This window comes from Allobosea sp. UNC402CLCol (assembly GCF_000745475.1).
Classification (GTDB): Bacteria; Pseudomonadota; Alphaproteobacteria; order Rhizobiales; family Beijerinckiaceae; genus Allobosea; species Allobosea spartocytisi.
In genome coordinates this window covers 638,945-659,831 of the sequence record NZ_KN050692.1, presented here as the reverse complement: position 1 = coordinate 659,831, position 20,887 = coordinate 638,945, and the positions used below count along the sequence as shown (strand labels likewise).

Genomic DNA, 20,887 nt, shown 5'->3' with positions numbered 1-20,887 from the left:
TCGTCAATAGCCGAGCAGGAACGGATTCACCCCCGCCCGTTTCCAGCCGGCCTCCGTCACCAGCAGATCGAGGCCGAGGCTCGCGATATCGTCGGCGACGGGTTCCAGCTCCGTATCCTTGCGGCGGTTCAGGATCTTCACATAGGTCCGGCATTCGTCGCAGGTCTCGGCCTTGATCGTGTCGGCGATGCCCTCGATCGCCTGATAGGCGATGCCCTTGGTCGAGCCGCAGGTGACGCATTTCACCCGGACATGGTTCCATTGCGCCGCGCAGAGCGAGCACTGCACATAGCGCACGCCCTCGACATTGACGTCGGCGACGATCGAACTCGTTACCGGCGGCCCGCCGCAACAAGGGCAGACGCCATCCGCGACCGGCTGCGGCAGGAGCGGGTCGAGCTGCGCCACGCAGCGGGCCGCGACGACCTGCAAGGCCGCGGCGGCGAAGATGTGCTCGGCTACCGCCTCGACCGGGATCGCATCGGCCAGCACCGCGGCGAACATCGCGCGGCGGCCTTCGTCATCGACCGCCATGGCCCGTTCGAGGGCCGCGCGGGCAAGGTCCGGCATGGCGACGCCTGCCAGCAGCTTCGCCAGCCCGTCGAGCGCGGCCGAGGCGGCCGGATCGTCGGCAAGATCTTCGCGGGGCAGGAGCGGCATGGCATTGGCGGCCCGCATCCGAAGCTCGCCCAAGGTGGGCAGGGCAGGGGGCGGCAAGGTGCGCGCGAGCTCGTCCTGCGCCTTCGACAGCGCGGCCAGGAAGCTCAGATAGGGCTCGAGCTGGTGGCCGGGCGCGAGCGCTGCGAAGCGCATGGCGCGCAGCCCGAACAGCGTCTCCGGCAAGGGCAGGCGGATGAAGGGCGGCTTGTCGCGCTCGGCGATGCCGACTTCCTCGAAGGGCGCGAAGCCCGGAGCATCACTCATTCTGGTCCTCTCGAACCGCACGGGTCACGGGAGGCGGAGCGGCCCGGCCGCCCCGCATGCAAGGATATTGCTACTCGGCCGGGCCGACAGTGTGGCGGCGCGGTGGTGTCTGGCGTTCGTCGATCACGCCCTCGCGCGCCTCCTGGCGCAGCCAGAGCCGATGGTGGCGGAAAGCCCAGCCGCCCGTCACCTTACCCTCCGTCATCGCGCCCATCGTGCCGCGCACATAGAAGCCGGCATAGATATGGACGATGACGACCAGCAGCATCGCGACCGCCGCGAGCGCGTGGATGATATGGCCGAAGCGCTGCTGCTCGATGGTGAAGCTCGCGCCGAAATACTCGTACCAGATCATGATCCCCGTGCCGAACAGGACGAGGATCAGCAGCGTCATCAGCCAGAAGACGATCTTCTGGGCGCCGTTGTACTTGCCGATCTCGGGCAGGTTCTCCTCATGGCCCGACATCACCTCGCCGATATGGCGCATCCATTGCGTGTCGACCTTCTGCCAGAAATTGTATCTGACCATCTGGACGAAGAGGATGGCGAAGCTCGCCAGCAGCACGACGCCGATCCAGGGATGCAGGGCGCGGGTGTTCGCGCCGCCGCCGAACAGGCCCGACAGGAAGAACAGCGAGGGATGGAACAGCGCCGCCCCGCTGAGAGCGAGCAGGATCAGCGAGATCGCGGTGACCCAGTGATTGACGCGCACGCGGCCGGGATAACGGTCGACGGTCGTGCGCTCCTCTTCACGCCTGACGACCACGGGCTGCCTCCTCGTCGATCACATGCTCGGCCTCGCGGTCCTCGGCGCGGCTGACATCGTTGCGCCGGGCCACGATGCCATGGACGAAGGCGAAGGCGGCGGCGAAGCCGATCGCCGCCATGCCGGCATATTTGGTCAGGCCCTTCCACAATTCGACGACCTGGCTGATCCGCGGATTGTTGGGCAGCCCGGCATAGAGCTGCGGCTGGTCGGCATGGTGGAGCACATACATCACATGCGTGCCGCCGACGCCCGGCGGGTCGTAGATGCCGGCATTCTGGAAGCCGCGCGACTTGAGATCCGCGACGCGCGTCTGCGCGAAGGTGAGCTGCGCCTGCTTGGTGCCGAAGGTGATCGCCCCCGTCGGGCAGGCCTTGGCGCAGGCCGGCGCCTGGCCGACGGAGACCCGATCCGAGCAGAGCGTGCACTTATAGGCCTTGTGATCGGTCTGGCTGATGCGCGGGATGTTGAAGGGGCAGCCCTTCACGCAATAGCCGCAGCCGATGCAGTTCTCCGAGACGAAATCGACGATGCCGTTGTTGTACTGCACGATCGCGCCCGGCGAGGGGCAGGCCTTGAGGCAGCCCGGATCGGCGCAATGCATGCAGCCATCCTTGCGGATCAGCCATTCGAGATTGCCGCTCTGCGGGTTCTCCCATTCGGTGAACCGCATCAGCGTCCAGCTGTTCGGCGTCAGATCGTGCGGATTGTCATAGGAGCCGGTGTTGAAGCCGACCTCCTCGCGCAGATTGTTCCATTCCAGGCAGGCCGACTGGCATGCCTTGCAGCCGATGCATTTCGAGACGTCGATGAGCTTCGCCACCTCGAAATCGTGGCGGACATCCGGCGGCCGCATATTGGTCGCCGAGATGCGGGCGAAGTCCTGGCTCTGCAATCCCATGGTCTTCGCCTCCCTAGCTCGTCGCCGGCCCGTTCGACGGCTCGACATTCACGAGGAACGCCTTGAACTCGGGCGTCTCGATATTGGCGTCGCCGACGAACGGGGTGAGGCTGTTCGGGCCGAAGCCCTTGCGCGCTGCACCGGTGAAGCCCCAATGGAGCGGGATGCCGACGATATGGACGGTCTTGCCGTCGCAGATCAGCGGCTTGATGCGCTTGGTCACCATCGCCTTGGCATAGACCGAGCCGCGGTTGGACGAGACCTTCACCCAGCCGCCCTTCTGGATGTTCTTCTCCGCGGCGAGCTGCTCGCTGATCTCGACGAAGAACTCCGGCTGCAGCACCGCATTGACCCAGACATGCTTGGTCCAGAAGTGGAAATGCTCGGTCAGGCGGTAGGAGGTCGCGGCATAGGGGAACTTGTCCGAGGTTCCGAGCGCCGCGAGATCGTCCTTGAAGATGCGCGCGGCCGGGTTGCCGCGGATCTTCGGGGCGAGCACGTTGGCGACCGGGCTCTCGAAGGGCTCGTAATGGGCCGGGAAGGGGCCGTCCTTCATCATCGCCCGGGCGAAGAGCCGTGCGGTCCCCTCCGGATTCATGATGAAGGGGCCGACATCCTGCGGCTTGGCGCCGGGCGCGATGTCCGGCACGTCGAAGCCCGCCCAGGCCGTGCCGTTCCACTCGATCAGCTTGCGCTTCGGATCCCAGGCCTTGCCGTCGAGATCGGCCGAGGCGCGGTTGTAGAGGATCCGGCGGTTCGCCGGCCAGGAGAAGGCCCAGTTCGAATAGGCGCCGGTATTGCCGGGGTCGCTGGTGTCCCGGCGGGCCATCATATTGCCCTTCTCGGTCCAGCAGCCGGAATAGATCCAGCAGCCGCAGGCGGTCGAGCCGTCGTCGCGCAATTGCCCGAAGGTGTCGACCTGCTTGCCCTTCTCCAGGATGACCTTGCTCGGGTCGACCGGGTCGGTCACCGTCGAGACGACATAGCCGTTCATCTCCTTGGCCATCTCGTCCGGCTCGGGCTCGCCCGGATCGCGATAGGGCCAGTGGAGATTGACGATCGGATCGGGGAAGGCCCCGCCCTCCTTCTGGTAGAGCGCGCGCAGGCGCATATGGAGCTGCGCCATGATCCAGTTGTCGTGCTTGGCCTCGCCCGGAGGCTCGGCGCCCGGCCAGTGCCATTGCAGCCAGCGGCCGGAATTGACCAGCGAGCCCTCGTCCTCGGCGAAGCAGCTCGTCGGCAGCTCGAAGACCTCGGTCTTGATGTCCTCGGGCTTGACGTCGTTATGGACGCCCTCGTCCTTCCAGAACCGCGCCGTCTCGGTCTGCAGCGGGTCCATCACCACGAGGAACTTCAGCTTCGACAGCGAGGCCGTGACCTTGCCCCGGTTGGGGAAGGAGAGCAGCGGGTTGAAGCCCTGGCAGAAATAGCCGTTGACCTTGCCCTGGCTCATCAGCTCGAAGGTGCGCAGCACGTCGTAGCCGGGCACGTCGAGCTTCGGTAGCCACTGATAGGCGAAGTCGTTCTCCGCCGTCGCCGCCGGCCCCCACATCGACTTCAGGAAGCTCACCATGAACTTCTTGTAGTTCTGCCAGTAGCTCATCTGGTTGGGCCTGAGCGGCTTGAAGCCGCGCGTCGACATATAGGTCGAAAAATCGACCTCCTTGTCGGTCCCGAGCGTCAGATAGCCCGGGATCAGGTTCGACATCAGGCCGATGTCGGTGAGCCCCTGGATGTTGGAGTGCCCGCGCAGCGCATTCATGCCGCCGCCGCGCATGCCGATATTGCCGAGCATGAGCTGCAGCATCGCCATGGAGCGGATGTTCTGCGAGCCCTTGGAGTGCTGCGTCCAGCCGAGCGCGTACATCGAGGTCATGACCTTGTCGCGCGCCGAGGTCTCCGCGATCATCTTGCAGATCGTGAGATACTTGTCCTTTGGCGTGCCGCAGATGCGCTCGACCATCTCCGGCGTGTAGACCGCGATATGCTTCTTCAGGAGCTGGTAGACGCAGCGCGGATGCTGCAGCGTCTCGTCGATCTGGACATAGCCGTCCGGCCCGAGCTCGTATTCCCAGCTCGAGCGGTCATAGTCGCGCTTGGCCTCGTCGTAGCCGGTGAACAAACCGTCCTGATAGCCGAAGCCCTCCTTCACGATATAGGGCGCGTTGGTGAAGGCGCGCACATAGTCGTGTTGGATCTTGTCGTTATCGATGCAGTACTTGATCACCCCGAGCAGGAAAGCGATGTCGGTGCCTTGCCGGATCGGCGCGTAGAAATCCGCGACCGAGGCCGTGCGCGTGAAGCGCGGATCGACGACGATCAGCTTGGCGCCGCGCTGGGCCTTCGCCTCAGTGACCCATTTGAAGCCGCAAGGATGCGCTTCGGCGGCGTTGCCGCCCATGACGACGATGAGGTCGGTGTTCTTGATGTCCGTCCAGGAGTTGGTCATCGCACCGCGACCGAATGTTGGGGCCAGACTGGCCACCGTCGGTCCGTGTCAAACGCGCGCCTGGTTGTCGAACGCCAATATCCCGAGACTTCGGACGACCTTGTAGGTCAGGAACGCCGTTTCGTTGGTGGTCGCCGACGCCGCCAGGAAGCCCGTCGTCAGCCAGCGATTGACCGTGACGCCGTCCTGATTGGTCTTGATGAAGTTCTTGTCGCGATCGTCCTTCATCAGTCGCGCGATGCGGTCGAGCGCCTCGCCCCAGCTGATCTGCCGGAATTCGCGCTCGCCCGGCCCCCGATATTGCGGGACCTTGGTGCGCGTCTCGGAATGGACGAAGTCGAGAAGGGCGGAACCCTTCGGGCAGAGCGTGCCGCGATTGGTCGGATGGTCGGGGTCGCCCTCGATATGGATGATCGCGGGATGGGCGTTCTTGGACCCGTCGCCGAGGCCGTACATGATGACGCCGCAGGCGACGGAGCAGTACGGGCAGGTGTTTCGGGTTTCAGTCGTGCCCGTCAGCTTGAAAGGTCGCACGGCCTGGGCGAGGGCTTCCTCAGCCCCGCCGAATCCGAGCGCGGCGACGACAGATCCGCCGATCCCCGCTCCTGCGGCTTTCATGAACTGGCGGCGCGAGAGCTCATGCAGCATCTCAACCTCCCAGGCGAACAATCACGTATCGTTCAATTTGGAATAGTGAAACTCTGGCCAGGGGGCGTCAAGCTGCCTCTTGCTTGGGCATTGCGTCGCATGGCTAGACTTTTGTCGTAGTCCGTTGCCGGCGAAACCCGCGGTTCGCGCTCGCGTTGAAGGCCCGTCGCGATGGAGCGCGTTACGCCGATTCCCTGCGTTTGGCCGGCTGCCTCGCTCCGCCCAATGGGATGGCCGCGCTACTGCGCCGCGCCCGCTGCCAGGCGGCGGGCGTCTCGCCGGCGATGCGGCGGAAGACGCGGGTGAAATGCGCCTGGTCGGAAAAGCCGATCTCGGCCGCGATCTCCGTCAGGGTGCGGTCGCCGGCAGCCAGCATCTCCTGGCCCTTCCGCACGCGCGCCTGCAATTGCCATTGGTGCGGCGGCAGGCCGGTCGCCGCCTTGAAGGCATGGCTGAAATGCGATTGCGAGAGGTCGACCAGCGCCGCCAGCTCCTGCAGGCGGATATTGTCGCCGCAATGATCGGCGATGAAATCGGTGACGCGCCGCAATTGCTCGCCTGTCAGCGACGAGCGCCGGCGCGGCTCACGGCGCTGGACCTGGAAGAGATCGATCAGCAGGGCGAGCACGAGCCCGTCGCCATAGAGGTCGTGCCGTCGCTCCGGCTCCGCGCATTCGGCTGCGATCATCCGCGCCAGCGCCATGATGCGCTCGTCGCTGAACATGATGCGGGGTTGCGCGAGGATGGCCCGGTCGAGCGGCTCGGCGAGCCGTTCCGCGATCTCCTGCGCGTCGAAATGCAGGTCGAGATGCTTCAGCCGCAGCCGCTCGTCGATGCGCGTCCAGACCGGCATCCCGGCCGGCATGTAGCTGATCGATGATCCCCCGGGTGCGCTCGCAATGCCGGGCCCGCCGGGCGAGAGCCGCGTCTCGAACGATCCGCCTTCCGTCTCGAGCACGATGAACAGCCGCGGATGCTGCGAGACATATTCGCCGCGCGCGCCCTTTTCGCAGCGCGCCTGCCAGAGATCGGCGATCACACCGTTGAAGGCGCGCCATTTCAGCGTGCCGATGACGCTGATGCCCTCCCGGACGGAATTCATGCGCGGCTGGAACGACATCGACTTCTTCCGTCGGGGGCGATGGAAAGGTGGCGAGAATGCAACACCGTGGCCGCATGATACGGGACAGAACAAAAACGTTCAATGCATAGCAGAAACGATCAATCCGGTTGTTGGTGTGAATGTTAGGGGGAATTGTCCCGAGATAAGCGTCGTTTTGAATTATTCTAAATACCGAATATTCGAATACGACATCACTCATTCTGGTAGAAGCGAATTATGCGCTATACTGATCGCATGAAGATTAGATTTATTCTTGGATCGGCCGCTTCGCTTCTGGCGATCGCTGGCCCGGCCTTCGCCCAGGCCCGGCAAGATCGGCAGGTCCAGGCTCAGCCGGCAACGGTGCAGCTCGACACGATCACGGTCGAAGGCCAGGCCGAGACCGCGACCGGTCCGGTCAACGGCTACGTGCCGCAGCGCACGGGGACGGGCTCGAAGACCAATACGCCGATCACGGCGATCCCGCAGGCCGTCTCGGTGATCGGCCGGCGGGAGCTCGAGGACCGCAACGTCCAGAAGGTCGACGAAGCCCTGCGCTACACCGCCGGCGTCACGGCCCAGCCCTTCGGCCCGGACCCGGATACCGACTGGGTCTTCATCCGCGGTTTCCAGGCGACGCAGACCGGCATGTATCTCGACGGGCTGTCGAACTATGCCTTCGGCTTCGGCGGCTTCCAGATCGACCCGTTCATGCTCGAGCGGGTGGAGGTGCTGAAGGGACCGGCCTCTGTCCTCTACGGCGGCGGCAATCCCGGCGGCATCGTCAACATGATCAGCAAGCGCCCGAACGGGAGGAATTTCGGCCTGGTCGAGACCGGCATCAACAATTTCGGCAACGCCTATACGAATATTGACATCGGGGTCAGCGACAAGCAGGGCATCTGGAGCACGCGCCTCACGGGGCGCATCTCCGGCGGCGACCAGTACACCGACGTCGCCAAGGATTTCCGCGGCTTCATCCTGCCGCAAATCACCTACAAGCCGAACGGGGCGACCAGCTTCACGGCCTATGGCTATTATTCGGCGCTCGACCAGATCCATGTCGGCGGCGGCTTCCTGCCCTATGTCGGCACGGTGGTGAACGCGCCCTTCGGCCGCATCCCGCGCAAGGCCTTTCTCGGCGAGCCGGATATCGACAGCCAGAAGCGCGTCCAGACCATGCTGGGCTGGGAGTTCAAGCACGAGTTCGACAATGGCTGGACCTTCAGCCAGAACGCCCGCTACGGCCATATGCGCGGCTCGCAGCTCGGCCCCTATGGCTACGGTTATTCCGGGCCGGACGCGCCGTTCGGGAACGGCTTCCAGCCGCTGGCGCCCGATTACCAGCTCTACCGCATCGGCTTCCAGGAGCGCACGCAGGTCAACACTTTCCTGCTCGACAACCGGCTGGAGCGGAGCTTCCGCACCGGGCCGGTCGAGCATTCGCTGCTGCTCGGCGCCGACTACAAATACTTCAACATCGACCAGACGCAGGCATCGGGCGGCGCCACGCCGATCAGCGTGACCAACCCGGTCTACGGCGCGCCGCAGGGCATGCCCTCGGTCTATCTGAACCAGGAACTGGACCACCACCAGTTCGGGCTCTACCTCCAGGATCAGCTCCGCTTCGGCGATGGCTGGCTCGTCACGCTGAACGGCCGCTACGACTACACCAAGAAAAAATCCGTCAGCGCGCCCGGCCTGCTGTTCTCGCCGAGCTACAGCAAGAACGAGGCGGCCTTCTCCGGCCGCGCCGGCCTGGCCTATGAGTTCGCCAACGGCTTGACGCCCTATGTCAGCGCCGCGACCTTCTTCAACCCGGTCTTCGATGCCGTGCCCAACCTGACGGGCGGTCCGGCGACGCCGTTCCAGCCGGAGAAGGGCCACCAATACGAGGCCGGGGTGAAGTACAAGCCGGGCTTCATGGACGCGCTGATCACGGCCTCGGTCTTCCGGCTGGTGAAGCAGAACGTCGTCACCCCGTCGCCGACGGCGCTCAACCCCTTCGCCTCGACCCAGCTCGGCGAGGTCACCTCGACCGGCTTCGAGCTCGAGGCCAAGGCCAATCTCGACGAGAACTGGAAGGTGCTGGCGAGCTTCACCGCCTTCGACCTCAAGACGACGAAGGACACCCGCGCTGCCTATATCGGCAAGACGCCCTTCATCGTGCCGGAGGTGACCGCCTCGGGCTGGCTCGACTACACCGTCACCGAGGGGCCGCTGAGGGGCCTCGGCCTCGGCGCCGGCCTGCGCTATGTCGGCAAGTCCTGGGCCGACAACGAGAACACGCTGAAGGTGCCGGCCGTGACGCTGGTCGATGCCGCGATCCGCTACAAGATCGACGACTGGTCCTTCGCGGTGAACGTCACCAATCTCCTCGACAAGGTCTATGTGAAGAGCTGCCAGGGTTATTCCGGCTGCGGCTATGGCGATGCCCGCACCGTCACGGTCTCCGCCAGCTACAAATGGTAGGTCGCGCGCGGCGAGAGCATCGGCCCGAAAAGTGGAATGCGGTTTTCGGAAAAAGCCGATGCAATGAACCAAATACCGCATGATGCGAGGCCGGGGCAAAAGCCGCGGCCTCTTCGCCGTTCCCGAACACTGGACCACGTATCGTCTTGCCGCCGACCCTATCCAGCGAACAGGCCATTCGAGCCGCCGGCATGACCCGGCGCGCGATGCTAGCTCTGCCCGCGCTGCTCGGCCTGGCATCGCCGGGACGGGGGCAGGCGCCGCTGCGTGTCGCGACGATCGACTGGGCGGTGCTGGAGACGTCGCTGGCGCTCGGCCGCCCGCCGGTGGCTGCGACCGAGCTCGTCCAGTTCCGCGAGGTCGCGGTCGAGCCGCCGGTGCCGGATGGCGTCGCCGATCTCGGCTTGCGCGGCACGGTCAATTACGAGGTGCTGCAGCTCGCCCGGCCGGAGCTGATCTACATCACTCATTTCTATGAATCCTCAGTGCCGCGCCTGCGCCTGATCGCGCCGGTGGAGAGCTTCACGCTCTATGCACCGCGCGTCGATCCATTCCCGGCGGCGGAGGCGATGATGCGCGCGATCGGCGAGCGCCTCGGCATCGCCGAACGGGCCGGGCGCTATATCGCCGAGACCCATGCCGAGCTCGATGCCTGCCGGCAGCGGCTCCAGGCGCTCGACGGCCTGCCGGTCATCCCGATCAATCTCGGCGATGCCCGCCATTTCCGCGTCTTCGGCGCCGACAGCATGTTCGGCGCGGTGCTGGCCCGGCTCGGCATCGCCAATGCCTGGACCGAGCCGACCAATTATTCCGCCATGGCGCCGGTGGGGCTGGAGGAACTCGCCCGCGTGCCCGAGGCCTGGATCGTGATGATCCCGCCCGTGCCGGCCGATGCCTCGCGCCTGCTCGGACGCAGCGCCTTCTGGAATGCCCTGCCGAATGTCCGGGCCGGGCGCGTCCTGACGCTGGGCTCGATCGACCCCTATGGCGGTCTGCCGGCGGCGCGTCGCTTCGCCCGCCTGCTGACGGCGGCCCTCGAACAGGCGGGAGCGGCGAAGCGTGATTAGGCCGCTCTTCCTGCATCGGCCCTTCGCGGCCGCGCTGGCGGCGCTCGCGCTCGTCGCACTGCCCTTCGCCGCCGTGCTCGCCACCCGCGCGCCGCTGCCGGGCGATCCGGCCATCGTCGCGCCGCTGGAGCAGATCCTGCTCTGGCACAGCTTGCTGCCGCGCTTCGTCACGGCGCTGCTTTGCGGCGCTGCGCTGGGCCTTGCCGGCCTGCTCCTGCAGCAGGTGCTGCGCAATCCCATCGCAGATCCCTCGACGCTCGGCCTCGCCGCGGGCGCCCAGCTCGCGCTCACCATGGCCACGGCCTTCGCGCCGGCGCTGATCGCCTTCTCGCGCGAGGCGACGGCCTTCGCGGGCGGGGCGGCCGCCGTAGCGCTCGTGCTGGCGCTGAGCTGGCGGCGCAAGCTCGACCCGGTCACCGTCATCCTCTCCGGCATGGTGGTTTCGCTGGTGGCGGCGGCGCTGGGTGCGGCCGTGGTGCTGGCCAAGGGCGATTATCTCTTTTCCCTCTTCATCTGGGGCGCGGGCTCGCTCAACCAGCAGAGCTGGGACGTGCCACTCGCGCTGGCTCCACGTCTCCTCCTCGGCTTTGCCGCTTCCTTCGCCCTGCTGCGGCCTCTGACCCTGCTCGCGCTCGACGATGCCAGCGCCCGCAGTCTCGGCGTCGCGCTGCTGGCGGCGCGGCTGGCCGTCCTCGTCGTCGCGGTCTGGCTCGCGGCGACGGTGGTCGCGCAAATCGGCATCATCGGTTTCGTCGGACTCGCCGCCCCGATCCTGGCGCGGGCGCTCGGGGCGCGGCGCCTGCGCGATCGCCTGATAGCGGCGCCATTGGCCGGCGCCGTCCTGGTCTCCTTCACCGACAGCGCCGTGCAGATACTCGGTTCGGCCACGGCCGATCTCGCCCCGACCGGTGCGGCAACAGCGCTGCTCGGCGGGCCGCTGCTGCTCTGGATGCTCGGGCGCATCCCGCCGACCGTGCCGCCGCAGATGACATCCGGCTGGCGCGAGTCGAGCCGCGTCCGCCGGCCCGTGCTGGCCGTGTCCACCCTCATGGCCGTGGCGGCCATCGTCACCCTCGGCGCGCTCGTGCTCGGGCGCGGTCCGGATGGCTGGAGCCTCGCGACAGGCCAGCTTTTCGCCGATCTGCTGCCGTTCCGGGGGCCGCGTATCGTCGCCGCGGGCTTCGCCGGAGCGATGCTGGCGGCGGCGGGAACGCTGATGCAGCGCCTCACCGCCAATCCGCTCGCCGGGCCGGACGTGCTCGGCGTCAGCGCGGGCGGCGGCGTCGGTCTGGCGCTGGTGCTGTTTCTGAGCAGCACCGTCACGCCATGGACGATGGCGCTCGGAGCCGGCGGCGGCTCGCTCGCCGTGCTCCTCGCCATGCTGCTGATCGCCGGCCGGGCCGGGACGGGGCCGGCGCGCCTGCTGCTGGCCGGCGTCGCACTCGGAGCGCTGTCGATGGCGGTCGTCTCGACGGTGCTCGCTCAGGGCGACATGCGCGGCTACCTGCTGCTGGTCTGGATGTCCGGCTCGACCAACCGGGTTGGCGCCGCCGAGGCCTGGATCGCGGTCGCGAGCTGCGTCGCCCTCTGCCTGCCGCTGTTCCTGTTCTCGCGCTGGCTCGACATCCTGCCGCTGGGGGAGGGGGTGAGCCTTGCGGTCGGCCTGCCGCGCCGCCTTGGAAGGCTGACGCTGGCGACCTTCGCCGCCTTGCTCACCGGCATCGCCTCGCTGCTGATCGGGCCCTTGAGCCTGATCGGCCTCGTCGCGCCGCATCTGGCGCGCCTCTCCGGCTTCGCCCAGGGCCGTCATCAGCTTGCCGCGGCGATGGCGCTGGGCGCAGGCGTCATGGTGCTGGCCGACTGGCTCTCGCGCGTCGTCATCTTCCCCTACCAGATCCCGGTCGGGCTCTTCGCCGCCCTGATCGGCGGCCCCTACCTGATCTGGCTGTTGAGCCGCGGAGCGGAAAGCCATGACTGAGACGATCCTTTTCACCGCATCGACCTCGATCGCGCTGCCCGATCCGCACGCGCTGCTGGATCGTCTCTGCGAGCGTCTCACGGAGCGCGGAACCGTGACGCGGGACGGACCCCGCGGCCGCTTCGAGAGCCGGATGGGCGCCGTCGAGATGGAGGCCGGGGCGCAGGCGCTGCACCTGCATGCCGCGTCGGATCAGCTGAATTACCTGTTCATCGCCCGCTCCCTGCTGGCCGAACACATCGCCGAATGCACTGAAGGGTCGGCACCCGCTTTCCTCTGGAGCGGCGATGGCTGCGACCTCATCGCGATTCCGTATTTCCATCAGGCGACCGTGCGTGCGAGCCGCCCGGTCACCCCACGCATGCGGCGCGTCACGCTCGCGGTCGCGGATGTCGGCCAGCTCGAGACGGGCGGCCTGCATGTCCGGGTGCTGATCCCGCCGCAGGGCAGGGCGCCCGTCTGGCCGTCGCTGGCGCCCGATGGCCGCGTGCTCTGGCCGAAGGGCGAGGACGAGCTGACGACGCGCGTCTACACCATCCGCAGCCTCGACCATGCCCGCGGCGAGGTCGATATCGATGTCGTGCTGCATGAGGACACGCCCGGCTCCGTCTGGGCGCGTACGGCCGGGCCGGGCGACACCGTCGGCCTGATGGGGCCGGGCGGCGGCGAGATCGTCCCGGCCGATTGCTACCTGCTCGGCGGCGACGAAACTGCGCTTCCGGTGATCGCGCGTTTCGCGGAAAGCCTGCCGGCTGGTGCGAAGGCGATCTTGCGTATCGAGGTCGCCGATGCGCGGGAGGAGCAACCGATCGCTTCCGCCGCCACGCTCGATCTGCGCTGGCTGCATCGCAACGGCGCCGAAGCGGGTTCGACCGATCTGCTCGAACGGGCCATCCGGGCGGTGGAATGGCCGCAAGGCGGGGCGCATTATGCCCTGATCGGCAGCGAGCAGGCCTCCGCCCGTGCGATCAGGACCTATCTGCGCAAGGAGCGCGGCATGGCCAGGGATCGCCACCTCGTCGCGGCGTATTGGCGCCGGGGGCACGCCGCGGTCGAGCGCGAGCGCGACTGAACCGGGTTCGACCGCCTACAGCATCGGACCGAATATCGTATTCAGTCCGATGCTGTAGCTCTTTGTTTTTGCATCGGCTTTTTTTCGAAAACCGCATGCCAGTTTTCGGGCCGATGCTCCAGAAGGAACGATGACGCACATGCTCGAGACAGCCTCTCCTTCCGCCGCGCTCCAGCCGGCCGTGCCGCAGCCGCTCTTTGCGCTGGACGCGGTGAGCTTCGCGATCCCCGGCCGCGTGCTGCTGGAGCCGCTGAGCCTGACCTTGTCCGGCCACCGCGTCGTCGGGCTCATCGGCCATAACGGCTCGGGCAAATCGACCCTGCTCAAGCTTCTGGCCCGCCAGCAGCCGGTGTCCGGCGGAACCATCCGCTTCGAGGGCAAGGCGCTGCCGGATTGGGGCGACCGCGCCTTCGCCCGCAAGGTCGCCTATCTGCCGCAGCAGACGCCGCCGGCCTCCGGCATGCTGGTGAAGGAGCTCGTCGCGCTCGGCCGCTATCCCTGGCATGGTGCGCTCGGCCGGTTCGGCGAGCGGGACCGCGAGAAGGTCAGGGAGGCGATGGCGCTGACCGATGTCGCGCGCTTCGCCGACCGGCTCGTCGACACCTTGTCGGGCGGCGAGCGCCAGCGCGTCTGGCTCGCCATGCTGGTGGCGCAGGATGCGGAATATCTCCTGCTTGACGAGCCGATCTCGGCGCTCGATGTCGCGCATCAGATTGAGGTGCTCGCGCTGGTGCGGCGCCTCTCGCAGGAGCGCAATATCGGCGTGGTCGTCGTGCTGCACGACGTCAACATGGCGGCGAACTATTGCGACGAGATCGTCGCCCTGCATTCGGGGCGCATGATCGCGCGCGGAGCGCCCGACGCGATCATGCGTCCCGCCGAGCTCGAGGCGATCTACGGCGTGCGGATGACCGTGCTGCAGCATCCGCAGACGGGCCGCCCGCTCGCCTTCGCGCCCTGAGAGCGCTGTCGGCGGGGTGAGCGCAGGACGATTTCAGATGGAAACACAAGTGTTTCCATCTGAAATCTGAATCCGTCTCTCATCAAAAAGTGAGAGCAGGATGCACGCTGTCATTCCGGACCAGGCGCGAGAGCTGCGCCGATCCGGAATCCATCATAGGGCGACGGCGCTCTGCGATGGATTCCGGGTCTCCGCTTTCGCGGCGCCCGGAATGACGGAGCGGTTTCGACCAAGGGCAGAGCCTCAGGCCGCCGTCTCGACTTCCTTGGTATCCTTGCCCTGTCCGCGCATCCGCCGGACGAGGCGGACCACGGCGACATAGAGCAACGGCACGAAGAAGACGCCGATGGCCGTGGCCGCGATCATGCCGCCCATCACGCCGATGCCGATCGCGTTCTGGCTGCCGGAGCCGGCGCCGGTCGCAACCGCGAGCGGCAGCACGCCGAGGATGAAGGCGAAGGAGGTCATCAGGATCGGACGCAGGCGCTGGCGCGCCGCTTCGAGCGTCGCCTCGACCAGCCCCTTGCCGGACGCCTCCTGCTCGATCGCGAACTCGACGATCAGGATGGCGTTCTTCGCCGCCAGCCCGATCGTGGTGAGCAGGCCGACCTTGAAGTAGACGTCGTTGCTCTGGCCGAACAGCGTCGCCGCCGCGAGCGCGCCGAAGATGCCGATCGGCACGCACAGCATCACCGCGAAGGGAATCGACCAGCTCTCATAGAGCGCGGCCAGGCACAGGAAGACGACGAGCATCGACAGCGCATAGAGCGCGACGGCCTGGCTGCCCGACAGCCGCTCCTGATAGGACAACCCCGTCCATTCATGCCCGAAGCCGGTCGGAAGCTGGCTCGCGATCCGGTCGATCTCGTCCATTGCCGCGCCCGAGCTGACGCCGGCCGCGGCCGCTCCCTGGATCTCGACCGCCGAGGCGCCGTTATAGCGTTCGAGGCGTGGCGAGCCGTAGCTCCATTGGCCGGAGGCGAAGGCCGAGAACGGCACCATGCCTCCCTCCTGGTTGCGGACATACCAGCGCCCGACATCCAGAGGCTGCATGCGGAAGGGCGCATCCGACTGGACATAGACCGATTTGACGCGGCCGCGGTCGATGAAGTCGTTGACATAGGCCGAACCCCAGGCTGCCGAGAGCGTCGTATTGACGTCCGCGAGCGACAGGGTCAGCGCGCTCGCCTTCTCCTGGTCGATGGTGACGGAGTATTGCGGCTGGTCCTCCTGCCCGTTCGGCCGGGTGCCGGTGAGCAGCTTGCTCTGCCCGGCGAGGCCGAGGAGCTGGTTGCGGACCTGCATCAGCCGCTCATGGCCGGCGCCGGCGACGTCCTGCAGGTAGAAATCGAAGCCCGACGTGTTGCCGAAGCCCTGCAGGGCGGGCGGTGCCAGCGCGAAGGCGAAGCCGTCCTTCAGCGTGCGGAACGCGCCCATCGCGCGGCCGGCGATGGCCTGCGCCGTCGCCTGCTTGCCGGGCCGCTGCTCGAAGGGCTTGAGCCGCACGAAGGCGAGGCCGACATTCTGCCCCTGGCCGCTGAAGCTGAAGCCGCCGACCGTCAGGACGCCCTCGACCAGATCCTTCTCCTTGGTCAGGTAGTGCTCGCGCACCTCGTCGAGCACCTTGAGCGTCCGGTCCTGCGTCGCTCCGACCGGAAGCTGCACGAGCGTGAACAGAACGCCCTGGTCTTCGTCGGGCAGGAAGGAGCTGGGCAGCCGCGCGAACAGATAGCCCATGCCGCCGCCGATCAGCAGGAAGACGAGCAGGAAGCGCATCGGGCGCTTGATCATCCCGCCGACACCGTTGCGGTAGCCATTGGTGGTGCGGTCGAAATTGCGGTTGAACCAGGCGAAGGGAGCCCATGTCTTGCTGTGCTCGCCGGGCGCCTTGAGGAGCGTGGCGCAGAGCGCCGGCGTCAGGATCATGGCGACGAGGACCGACAGGATCATGGCGGTGACGATCGTCACCGAGAACTGCCGGTAGATCACGCCGACCGACCCGCCGAAGAAGGCCATCGGCACGAACACCGCCGAGAGCACCGTGGCGATGCCGACGAGCGCGCCGGTGATCTCGCCCATCGAGCGGATCGTCGCTTCCTTGGGGCCGAGCTTTTCCTCGTGCATCACGCGCTCGACATTCTCGACCACGACGATCGCGTCGTCGACGAGCAGGCCGATCGCCAGCACCATGGCGAACATGGTGAGGGTGTTCACCGAATAGCCGGCGACGGCGAGCACGCCGAAGGTGCCGAGCAGGACGACCGGCACGGCGAGCATCGGGATCACCGTCGCGCGCAGGCTCTGCAGGAAGACGAACATCACCACGAAGACGAGCAGGATCGCCTCGAACAGCGTGTGCACCACCTTCTCGATGGAAAGCTGGACGAAGGGCGTGGTGTCGTAGGGATAGACGACCTCGACCCCCTCCGGCAGCGTCGGCGCCAGCCGCTCAATGGTGGCCTTGACCTTGGCCGCCGTGTCGAGCGCGTTCGCGCCGGTGGCGAGGCTGATCGCGAGGCCGGTCGTCGGCTTGCCGTTGTAGAAGCTGACCGTGTCGTAGCTCTTGGCGCCGAGCTCGACGCGCGCGACATCGTTGATCCGGACGATCGAGCCCGAGGTGCCGCTCTTGAGGATGATGTTCTCGAATTGCTGTGGCGTCTGCAGGCGGCTGAGCGCGGTCACGGTCGCGTTGAGCTGCTGGCCCTTGACCTGCGGCAGCCCGCCGAGCTGGCCGGCCGAGATCTGCACGTTCTGGGCCTGGATCGCGTTGATCACGTCGCCCGGCATCAGCGCGTATTTCTGCAGCTTGTCGGGGTCGAGCCAGATGCGCATTGCGTAGCCGGCGCCGAAGAGCTGGGTCGTGCCGACGCCTTCGACGCGCTTCAGCGTGTCGTTGAGCGTCGAGTCGACATAGTCGGCGAGGTCCGTGGTCGAGAGCCGCCCGTCGCTGGAGACGAAGGCTGCGACCATGAGGAAGCCGGTCGCGGCCTTGGCGACGGTGACGCCGGTGCTCTGCACGACCTGGGGCAACTGGCGCGTCACGAGCGCGAGCTTGTTCTGCACCTGCATCTGCGCCACGTCCGGATCGGCCGCGTTCGTGAAGGTCAGCGTGATCGTGGCGTTGCCGGTCGAGGTCGAGGTCGCCGTCATGTATTGCAGGTTGTCGACGCCGGTCATGCCTTGCTCGATGACCTTGGTCACCGAGTTCTCGACGGTCTGGGCGTCGGCGCCCGGATAATTGGCACTGATCTGCACGGTCGTCGGCGCGATCTGCGGATATTGCGAGACCGGCAGGGTCCGCAGGGCGAGCACGCCCGCCAGCATGATCACGATGGCGACGACCCAGGCGAAGATCGGCCTCTCGATGAAGAAGCGCGACATGGTCAGTTCTTGACCGTGCTGGGGCTGGCTTCCGCCCGCCGGTTGGCCGATTTGAGCTCACCCGTCGCTTCGTCGATGGAGACCTCGCTGACGGTCACGGTCTGGCCCGACCGGACGAGCTGGCCGCCCTCGACGATGAGCTGCTCGCCGTCCTTGACGCCGCTGTCCACCAGCCAGTTGTTGCCGATGTTGCGGCGGGTGGCCAGCACGCGCTCCTCGACCTTGCCGTCCGGCCCGACGAACTTGCCCGTCGCCTCGCCCTTGGTGTTGCGGCCCACGCCGCGCTGCGGCAGCAGGAAGCTGTTCTCGGCGACGCCTTCCTGGATCACGGCCCGCACGAACATGCCCGGCAGCAGGATGCGGTCGGGATTGGGGAACTCGGCGCGCACCGAGAACGTCCCGGTCGTCGGGTCGATATTGGCCTCGGCGAATTCGAGCTTGCCGGACTGGTTGTATTCGGTGCCGGTATCGAGCTTCAGCTTCACCGCCACGTTGAGGCCCGTGAAGCGCAGCTTCCCCGAAGCGATGTCGTCGCGGAAGCGCAGCAGGTTGGTGCTCGACTGCGTAACGTCGACATTGATCGGCTCGAGCTTCCGGATCGTCGTCAATGCGGTGGCCTGGTTTGCGGTGACGAGCGCGCCGGGCGTCAGCGCCGACTTGTCGATGCGTCCGTCGATCGGCGCCGTGACCTTCGTGTAGGCGAGATTGATCCGGGCGGTCTCCACATTCGCCTTGGCGGAGGCGACATCGGCCTGGGCCTGCGCCAGCGTGGCGTTGGCGTCGTCCATGTCCTGGCGGCTGCCGGCGTTGCGCTGGAACAGCTCCTGATAGCGGTTGGCCCGGATCTGGGCGTTGGCGACGGCCGCTTCCGCCTTCTGCTGGGCCGCGACCGCGCTGTCGAGGGTGGCCTGGTAGGGCGCGGGGTCGATCTCGTAGAGGACGTCCCCGGTCTTGACCTCGCTGCCCTCCTTGAAGAGGCGCGATTTGATGATGCCGTTGACCTGCGGCCTGACCTCGGCGACGAGATTGGCCGAGACGCGTCCAGGCAGTTCCGCGGTGATCGCGACCGGCTGCGGATGCAGCACGACGACGCTGACCTGGACCTGAGGCTGCACCGGAGGCGCCGCCTTTTCCTGGTTGCAGCCGGCCAGGGCCGTGGCGCACAGCAGAAGACCGGGCAGGGCGAAACGCGACGGGGAGCGGGCGCGCTGGGCCGACATGGACAGTCCTTCTTGCAGGCGGTCGATAACGTTCAATTCCCGATTGCGCCTATCGCGTCAATAAGGCGGAATACGGGTGAGACGATACGACCCGCCCCTAGCGGCGAGGCCAGCGCCTCTCGCAAAGCGAGCCTGGAGCGCGACAGAACGCGCACGGTGCCGCTGGCGCAAGGGCCCCGAGGCAAGCCGATCGTGGTGGATCGACTCGCTCCGGCATCGGAACCATCGCCCGGACTGGGCCGTTCCTTCCTCGCAATCATTGCTCTGATGTCGAGGCTGGAGACATGGCGCCGCGCGCAATCTGGAAGGGCGTCTTCAAAGTCGCCGAAATCACCTGCCCGGTGGCGCTCTACACGGCGGCCTCGACCAGTGAGCGCATCTCCTTCCATATGTTGAACCGCAAGACCGGGAACAGGGTCCACCGCCAGTTCGTCGACGAGGTCTCGGGAAAGCCGGTCGAGAAGGAAGACCAGGTCAAGGGCTATGACCGCGGCGACGGCGACTACATCGTCCTGGAGCCGGAGGAGATCGCCGAGGCCATTCCCGACAGCGACAAGGTTCTCGACGTCGCGACCTTCCTGCCTTGCGGCGAGATCGACGATTTGTACCTCGATCGGCCCTATTACGTGACGCCGAGCACGCCGGTCGCCGCCGAAGCCTTCGGCCTGATCCGCGACGCCATGGCGCGCCGGGATGCGGCCGCCCTGGCGCGCACCGTGATCTTCCGGCGCATGCGATCGATTCTCATCCGCCCGCATGAGGCCGGCATGGTCGCGACGACCCTTCATTTCGACTATGAGGTCCGGCCGGCGCAGAGCGCCTTCGACGACATTCCGAAGCTGAAGATCGAGGGCGAGATGCTGGAACTCGCCGAGCACATCATCCGCACCAAGGCAGGCCGCTTCGACCCCAAGGCCTTCGACGATCGCTACGAAAGCGCGCTGGCCGAGCTGGTCAAGGCGAAGATCGAGGGGCGCAAGCTCAAGCCGGCGAAGCGCCCCGAGCCTGCGAAGGTCGTCAACCTGCTCGACGCCCTCCGGCAGAGCGCCAAGGCCGGCCAGACATCCGGCGTCAAATCGACCGCGAAACGCAAACCCGCCAAAGCCGAGCCGCGGCGCAAGGCAAGCTGATCACTTCCGCGGTTCGAGGCTTCGCTTGAGCGCATCCATGATGCTGACGACGTTGCCCTCGCTGGCCACCGGCGCGGCTTTCCGGGCCGGCTTGCGGCCCTTCTGCTTGGCCTTGATGATGCTCAACAATTCGTCCTGGACAGGATCCTGCACCAGATCGGGCGACCAGTCCCTGGTGCGCGACGTAATCAGCTTTTCCATGAGCGCGCGCATGTCGGGCTCGGGCTTGGCTGTCTTCACATCGGCGAAATAGTCCTTCTCGTCGCGGACCTCGTCGCCATAGCGCAGCGTCCACAGCACGATGCCTTTGTCGCGCGGCTCCAGCAGCACAGCCCGCTCGCGCCGATAGAGCACGACGCGGGAAATGCCGACGGTCTTCGTCGACTTCATCGCCTCGCGGATGACAGAGAAGGCCTCGTCGCCGATCTTGCCGTCGGGCACGAGGTAATGCGGCGTGTCGTACCAGATCCAGCCGACGGAAGAGCGCGGCGCGAAAACCTCGATATCGATGGTGCGCGTGCTCTCCAGCGCGACGGCGTCGAGCTCGTCATCCTCCAGCATGACATAGTCGTCATCGCCCTTGGGATAGCCCTTGACCTCGTCGTCCTCGGCGACCGGCTTGCCGGTGACGGCGTCGACGAAGCGGCTCTGGATGCGATGCCCGGTCTTGCGGTTGAGCGTGTGAAAGCGGACCTTCTCGCTCTCCGAATGCGCCGGCATCATCGCGACCGGGCAGGTCACGAGCGAGAGCTTGAGATAGCCTTTCCAGAATGTCCGCTGGGCCATGTTTGCTCACTCCAGTCCGACGCGAAACGC

General features: G+C 66.7%; 14 protein-coding genes. 6 read left to right on the top strand and 8 right to left on the bottom strand.

Annotated features, from left to right (window positions below; translation table 11 throughout):
- Positions 1 to 3 precede the first annotated feature (3 nt).
- The 5 genes from fdhE to GY40_RS25740 form a co-directional block, all read right to left on the bottom strand.
- Positions 4 to 924 carry a formate dehydrogenase accessory protein FdhE gene (gene fdhE / locus GY40_RS25765; RefSeq protein WP_038368443.1) on the bottom strand — a complete coding sequence of 307 codons (921 nt, stop codon included), beginning with the start codon at positions 922 to 924 and terminating at the stop codon, positions 4 to 6.
- Positions 925 to 994: 70 nt separating this feature from the next.
- Positions 995 to 1,690, bottom strand: coding sequence for a formate dehydrogenase subunit gamma (locus GY40_RS25760; protein ID WP_051988524.1), 696 nt, complete (start codon positions 1,688 to 1,690; stop codon positions 995 to 997).
- Positions 1,674 to 2,591 carry a formate dehydrogenase subunit beta gene (gene fdxH, locus GY40_RS25755; protein ID WP_038368440.1) on the bottom strand — a complete coding sequence of 306 codons (918 nt, stop codon included), beginning with the start codon at positions 2,589 to 2,591 and terminating at the stop codon, positions 1,674 to 1,676. The genes GY40_RS25760 and fdxH overlap by 17 nt, the downstream gene beginning before the upstream one ends.
- 13 nt (positions 2,592 to 2,604) lie before the next feature.
- Positions 2,605 to 5,688: a formate dehydrogenase-N subunit alpha gene (gene fdnG / locus GY40_RS25750; RefSeq protein WP_156116083.1), complete on the bottom strand. Its 3,084-nt coding sequence runs from the start codon at positions 5,686 to 5,688 to the stop codon at positions 2,605 to 2,607.
- Positions 5,689 to 5,869: 181 nt separating this feature from the next.
- Positions 5,870 to 6,808: a helix-turn-helix domain-containing protein gene (locus GY40_RS25740; RefSeq protein WP_051988523.1), complete on the bottom strand. Its 939-nt coding sequence runs from the start codon at positions 6,806 to 6,808 to the stop codon at positions 5,870 to 5,872.
- Positions 6,809 to 7,045: 237 nt separating this feature from the next.
- On the opposite strand from GY40_RS25740, the gene GY40_RS25735 reads away from it, so the two are divergent.
- From GY40_RS25735 to GY40_RS25715, 5 genes are all read left to right on the top strand, one after another.
- Positions 7,046 to 9,262, top strand: a complete 2,217-nt coding sequence (locus tag GY40_RS25735; RefSeq protein ID WP_038368873.1) for a TonB-dependent siderophore receptor — start codon at positions 7,046 to 7,048, stop codon at positions 9,260 to 9,262.
- Positions 9,263 to 9,453: 191 nt separating this feature from the next.
- Positions 9,454 to 10,329: an ABC transporter substrate-binding protein gene (locus GY40_RS25730; protein ID WP_038368437.1), complete on the top strand. Its 876-nt coding sequence runs from the start codon at positions 9,454 to 9,456 to the stop codon at positions 10,327 to 10,329.
- Positions 10,322 to 12,307 carry a Fe(3+)-hydroxamate ABC transporter permease FhuB gene (gene fhuB, locus GY40_RS25725; protein ID WP_051988522.1) on the top strand — a complete coding sequence of 662 codons (1,986 nt, stop codon included), beginning with the start codon at positions 10,322 to 10,324 and terminating at the stop codon, positions 12,305 to 12,307. Before GY40_RS25730 ends, fhuB begins: the two co-directional genes overlap by 8 nt.
- Positions 12,300 to 13,379: a siderophore-interacting protein gene (locus GY40_RS25720; protein WP_038368436.1), complete on the top strand. Its 1,080-nt coding sequence runs from the start codon at positions 12,300 to 12,302 to the stop codon at positions 13,377 to 13,379. The genes fhuB and GY40_RS25720 overlap by 8 nt, the downstream gene beginning before the upstream one ends.
- A gap of 139 nt (positions 13,380 to 13,518) precedes the next feature.
- Complete coding sequence (locus tag GY40_RS25715; RefSeq protein ID WP_038368435.1) at positions 13,519 to 14,340, top strand: ATP-binding cassette domain-containing protein; 822 nt, start codon at positions 13,519 to 13,521, stop codon at positions 14,338 to 14,340.
- 243 nt (positions 14,341 to 14,583) lie between these two features.
- Here GY40_RS25715 and GY40_RS25710 read toward each other — a convergent pair whose 3' ends face one another.
- Together GY40_RS25710 and GY40_RS25705 are read right to left on the bottom strand one after the other, a co-directional pair.
- Positions 14,584 to 17,721, bottom strand: coding sequence for an efflux RND transporter permease subunit (locus tag GY40_RS25710; RefSeq protein ID WP_038368434.1), 3,138 nt, complete (start codon positions 17,719 to 17,721; stop codon positions 14,584 to 14,586).
- A 2-nt stretch (positions 17,722 to 17,723) separates the two neighbouring features.
- Entirely contained in the window at positions 17,724 to 18,941 is a 1,218-nt protein-coding gene (locus tag GY40_RS25705) for an efflux RND transporter periplasmic adaptor subunit (RefSeq protein WP_051988521.1), read from the bottom strand.
- Positions 18,942 to 19,225: 284 nt separating this feature from the next.
- Here GY40_RS25705 and GY40_RS25700 point away from each other — a divergent pair, with 284 nt between their 5' ends.
- Positions 19,226 to 20,071: a non-homologous end joining protein Ku gene (locus GY40_RS25700; protein ID WP_038368433.1), complete on the top strand. Its 846-nt coding sequence runs from the start codon at positions 19,226 to 19,228 to the stop codon at positions 20,069 to 20,071.
- Here GY40_RS25700 and GY40_RS25695 read toward each other — a convergent pair whose 3' ends face one another.
- Positions 20,072 to 20,857 carry a non-homologous end joining protein Ku gene (locus GY40_RS25695; protein ID WP_038368431.1) on the bottom strand — a complete coding sequence of 262 codons (786 nt, stop codon included), beginning with the start codon at positions 20,855 to 20,857 and terminating at the stop codon, positions 20,072 to 20,074. It lies immediately after the preceding gene.
- Between the last annotated feature and the right edge of the window lie 30 nt (positions 20,858 to 20,887).

What these genes read in the sequence shown, in the direction of transcription:
- fdhE (WP_038368443.1), bottom strand. Translation starts at nt 924, where the DNA reads ATGAGTGATGCTCCGGGCTTCGCGCCCTTCGAGGAAGTCGGCATCGCC.
- fdxH (WP_038368440.1), bottom strand. Translation starts at nt 2,591, where the DNA reads ATGGGATTGCAGAGCCAGGACTTCGCCCGCATCTCGGCGACCAATATG.
- GY40_RS25740 (WP_051988523.1), bottom strand. Translation starts at nt 6,808, where the DNA reads ATGTCGTTCCAGCCGCGCATGAATTCCGTCCGGGAGGGCATCAGCGTC.
- GY40_RS25735 (WP_038368873.1), top strand. Translation starts at nt 7,046, where the DNA reads ATGAAGATTAGATTTATTCTTGGATCGGCCGCTTCGCTTCTGGCGATC.
- GY40_RS25730 (WP_038368437.1), top strand. Translation starts at nt 9,454, where the DNA reads ATGACCCGGCGCGCGATGCTAGCTCTGCCCGCGCTGCTCGGCCTGGCA.
- GY40_RS25720 (WP_038368436.1), top strand. Translation starts at nt 12,300, where the DNA reads ATGACTGAGACGATCCTTTTCACCGCATCGACCTCGATCGCGCTGCCC.
- GY40_RS25715 (WP_038368435.1), top strand. Translation starts at nt 13,519, where the DNA reads ATGCTCGAGACAGCCTCTCCTTCCGCCGCGCTCCAGCCGGCCGTGCCG.
- GY40_RS25710 (WP_038368434.1), bottom strand. Translation starts at nt 17,721, where the DNA reads ATGTCGCGCTTCTTCATCGAGAGGCCGATCTTCGCCTGGGTCGTCGCC.
- GY40_RS25705 (WP_051988521.1), bottom strand. Translation starts at nt 18,941, where the DNA reads ATGTCGGCCCAGCGCGCCCGCTCCCCGTCGCGTTTCGCCCTGCCCGGT.
- GY40_RS25700 (WP_038368433.1), top strand. Translation starts at nt 19,226, where the DNA reads ATGGCGCCGCGCGCAATCTGGAAGGGCGTCTTCAAAGTCGCCGAAATC.
- GY40_RS25695 (WP_038368431.1), bottom strand. Translation starts at nt 20,857, where the DNA reads ATGGCCCAGCGGACATTCTGGAAAGGCTATCTCAAGCTCTCGCTCGTG.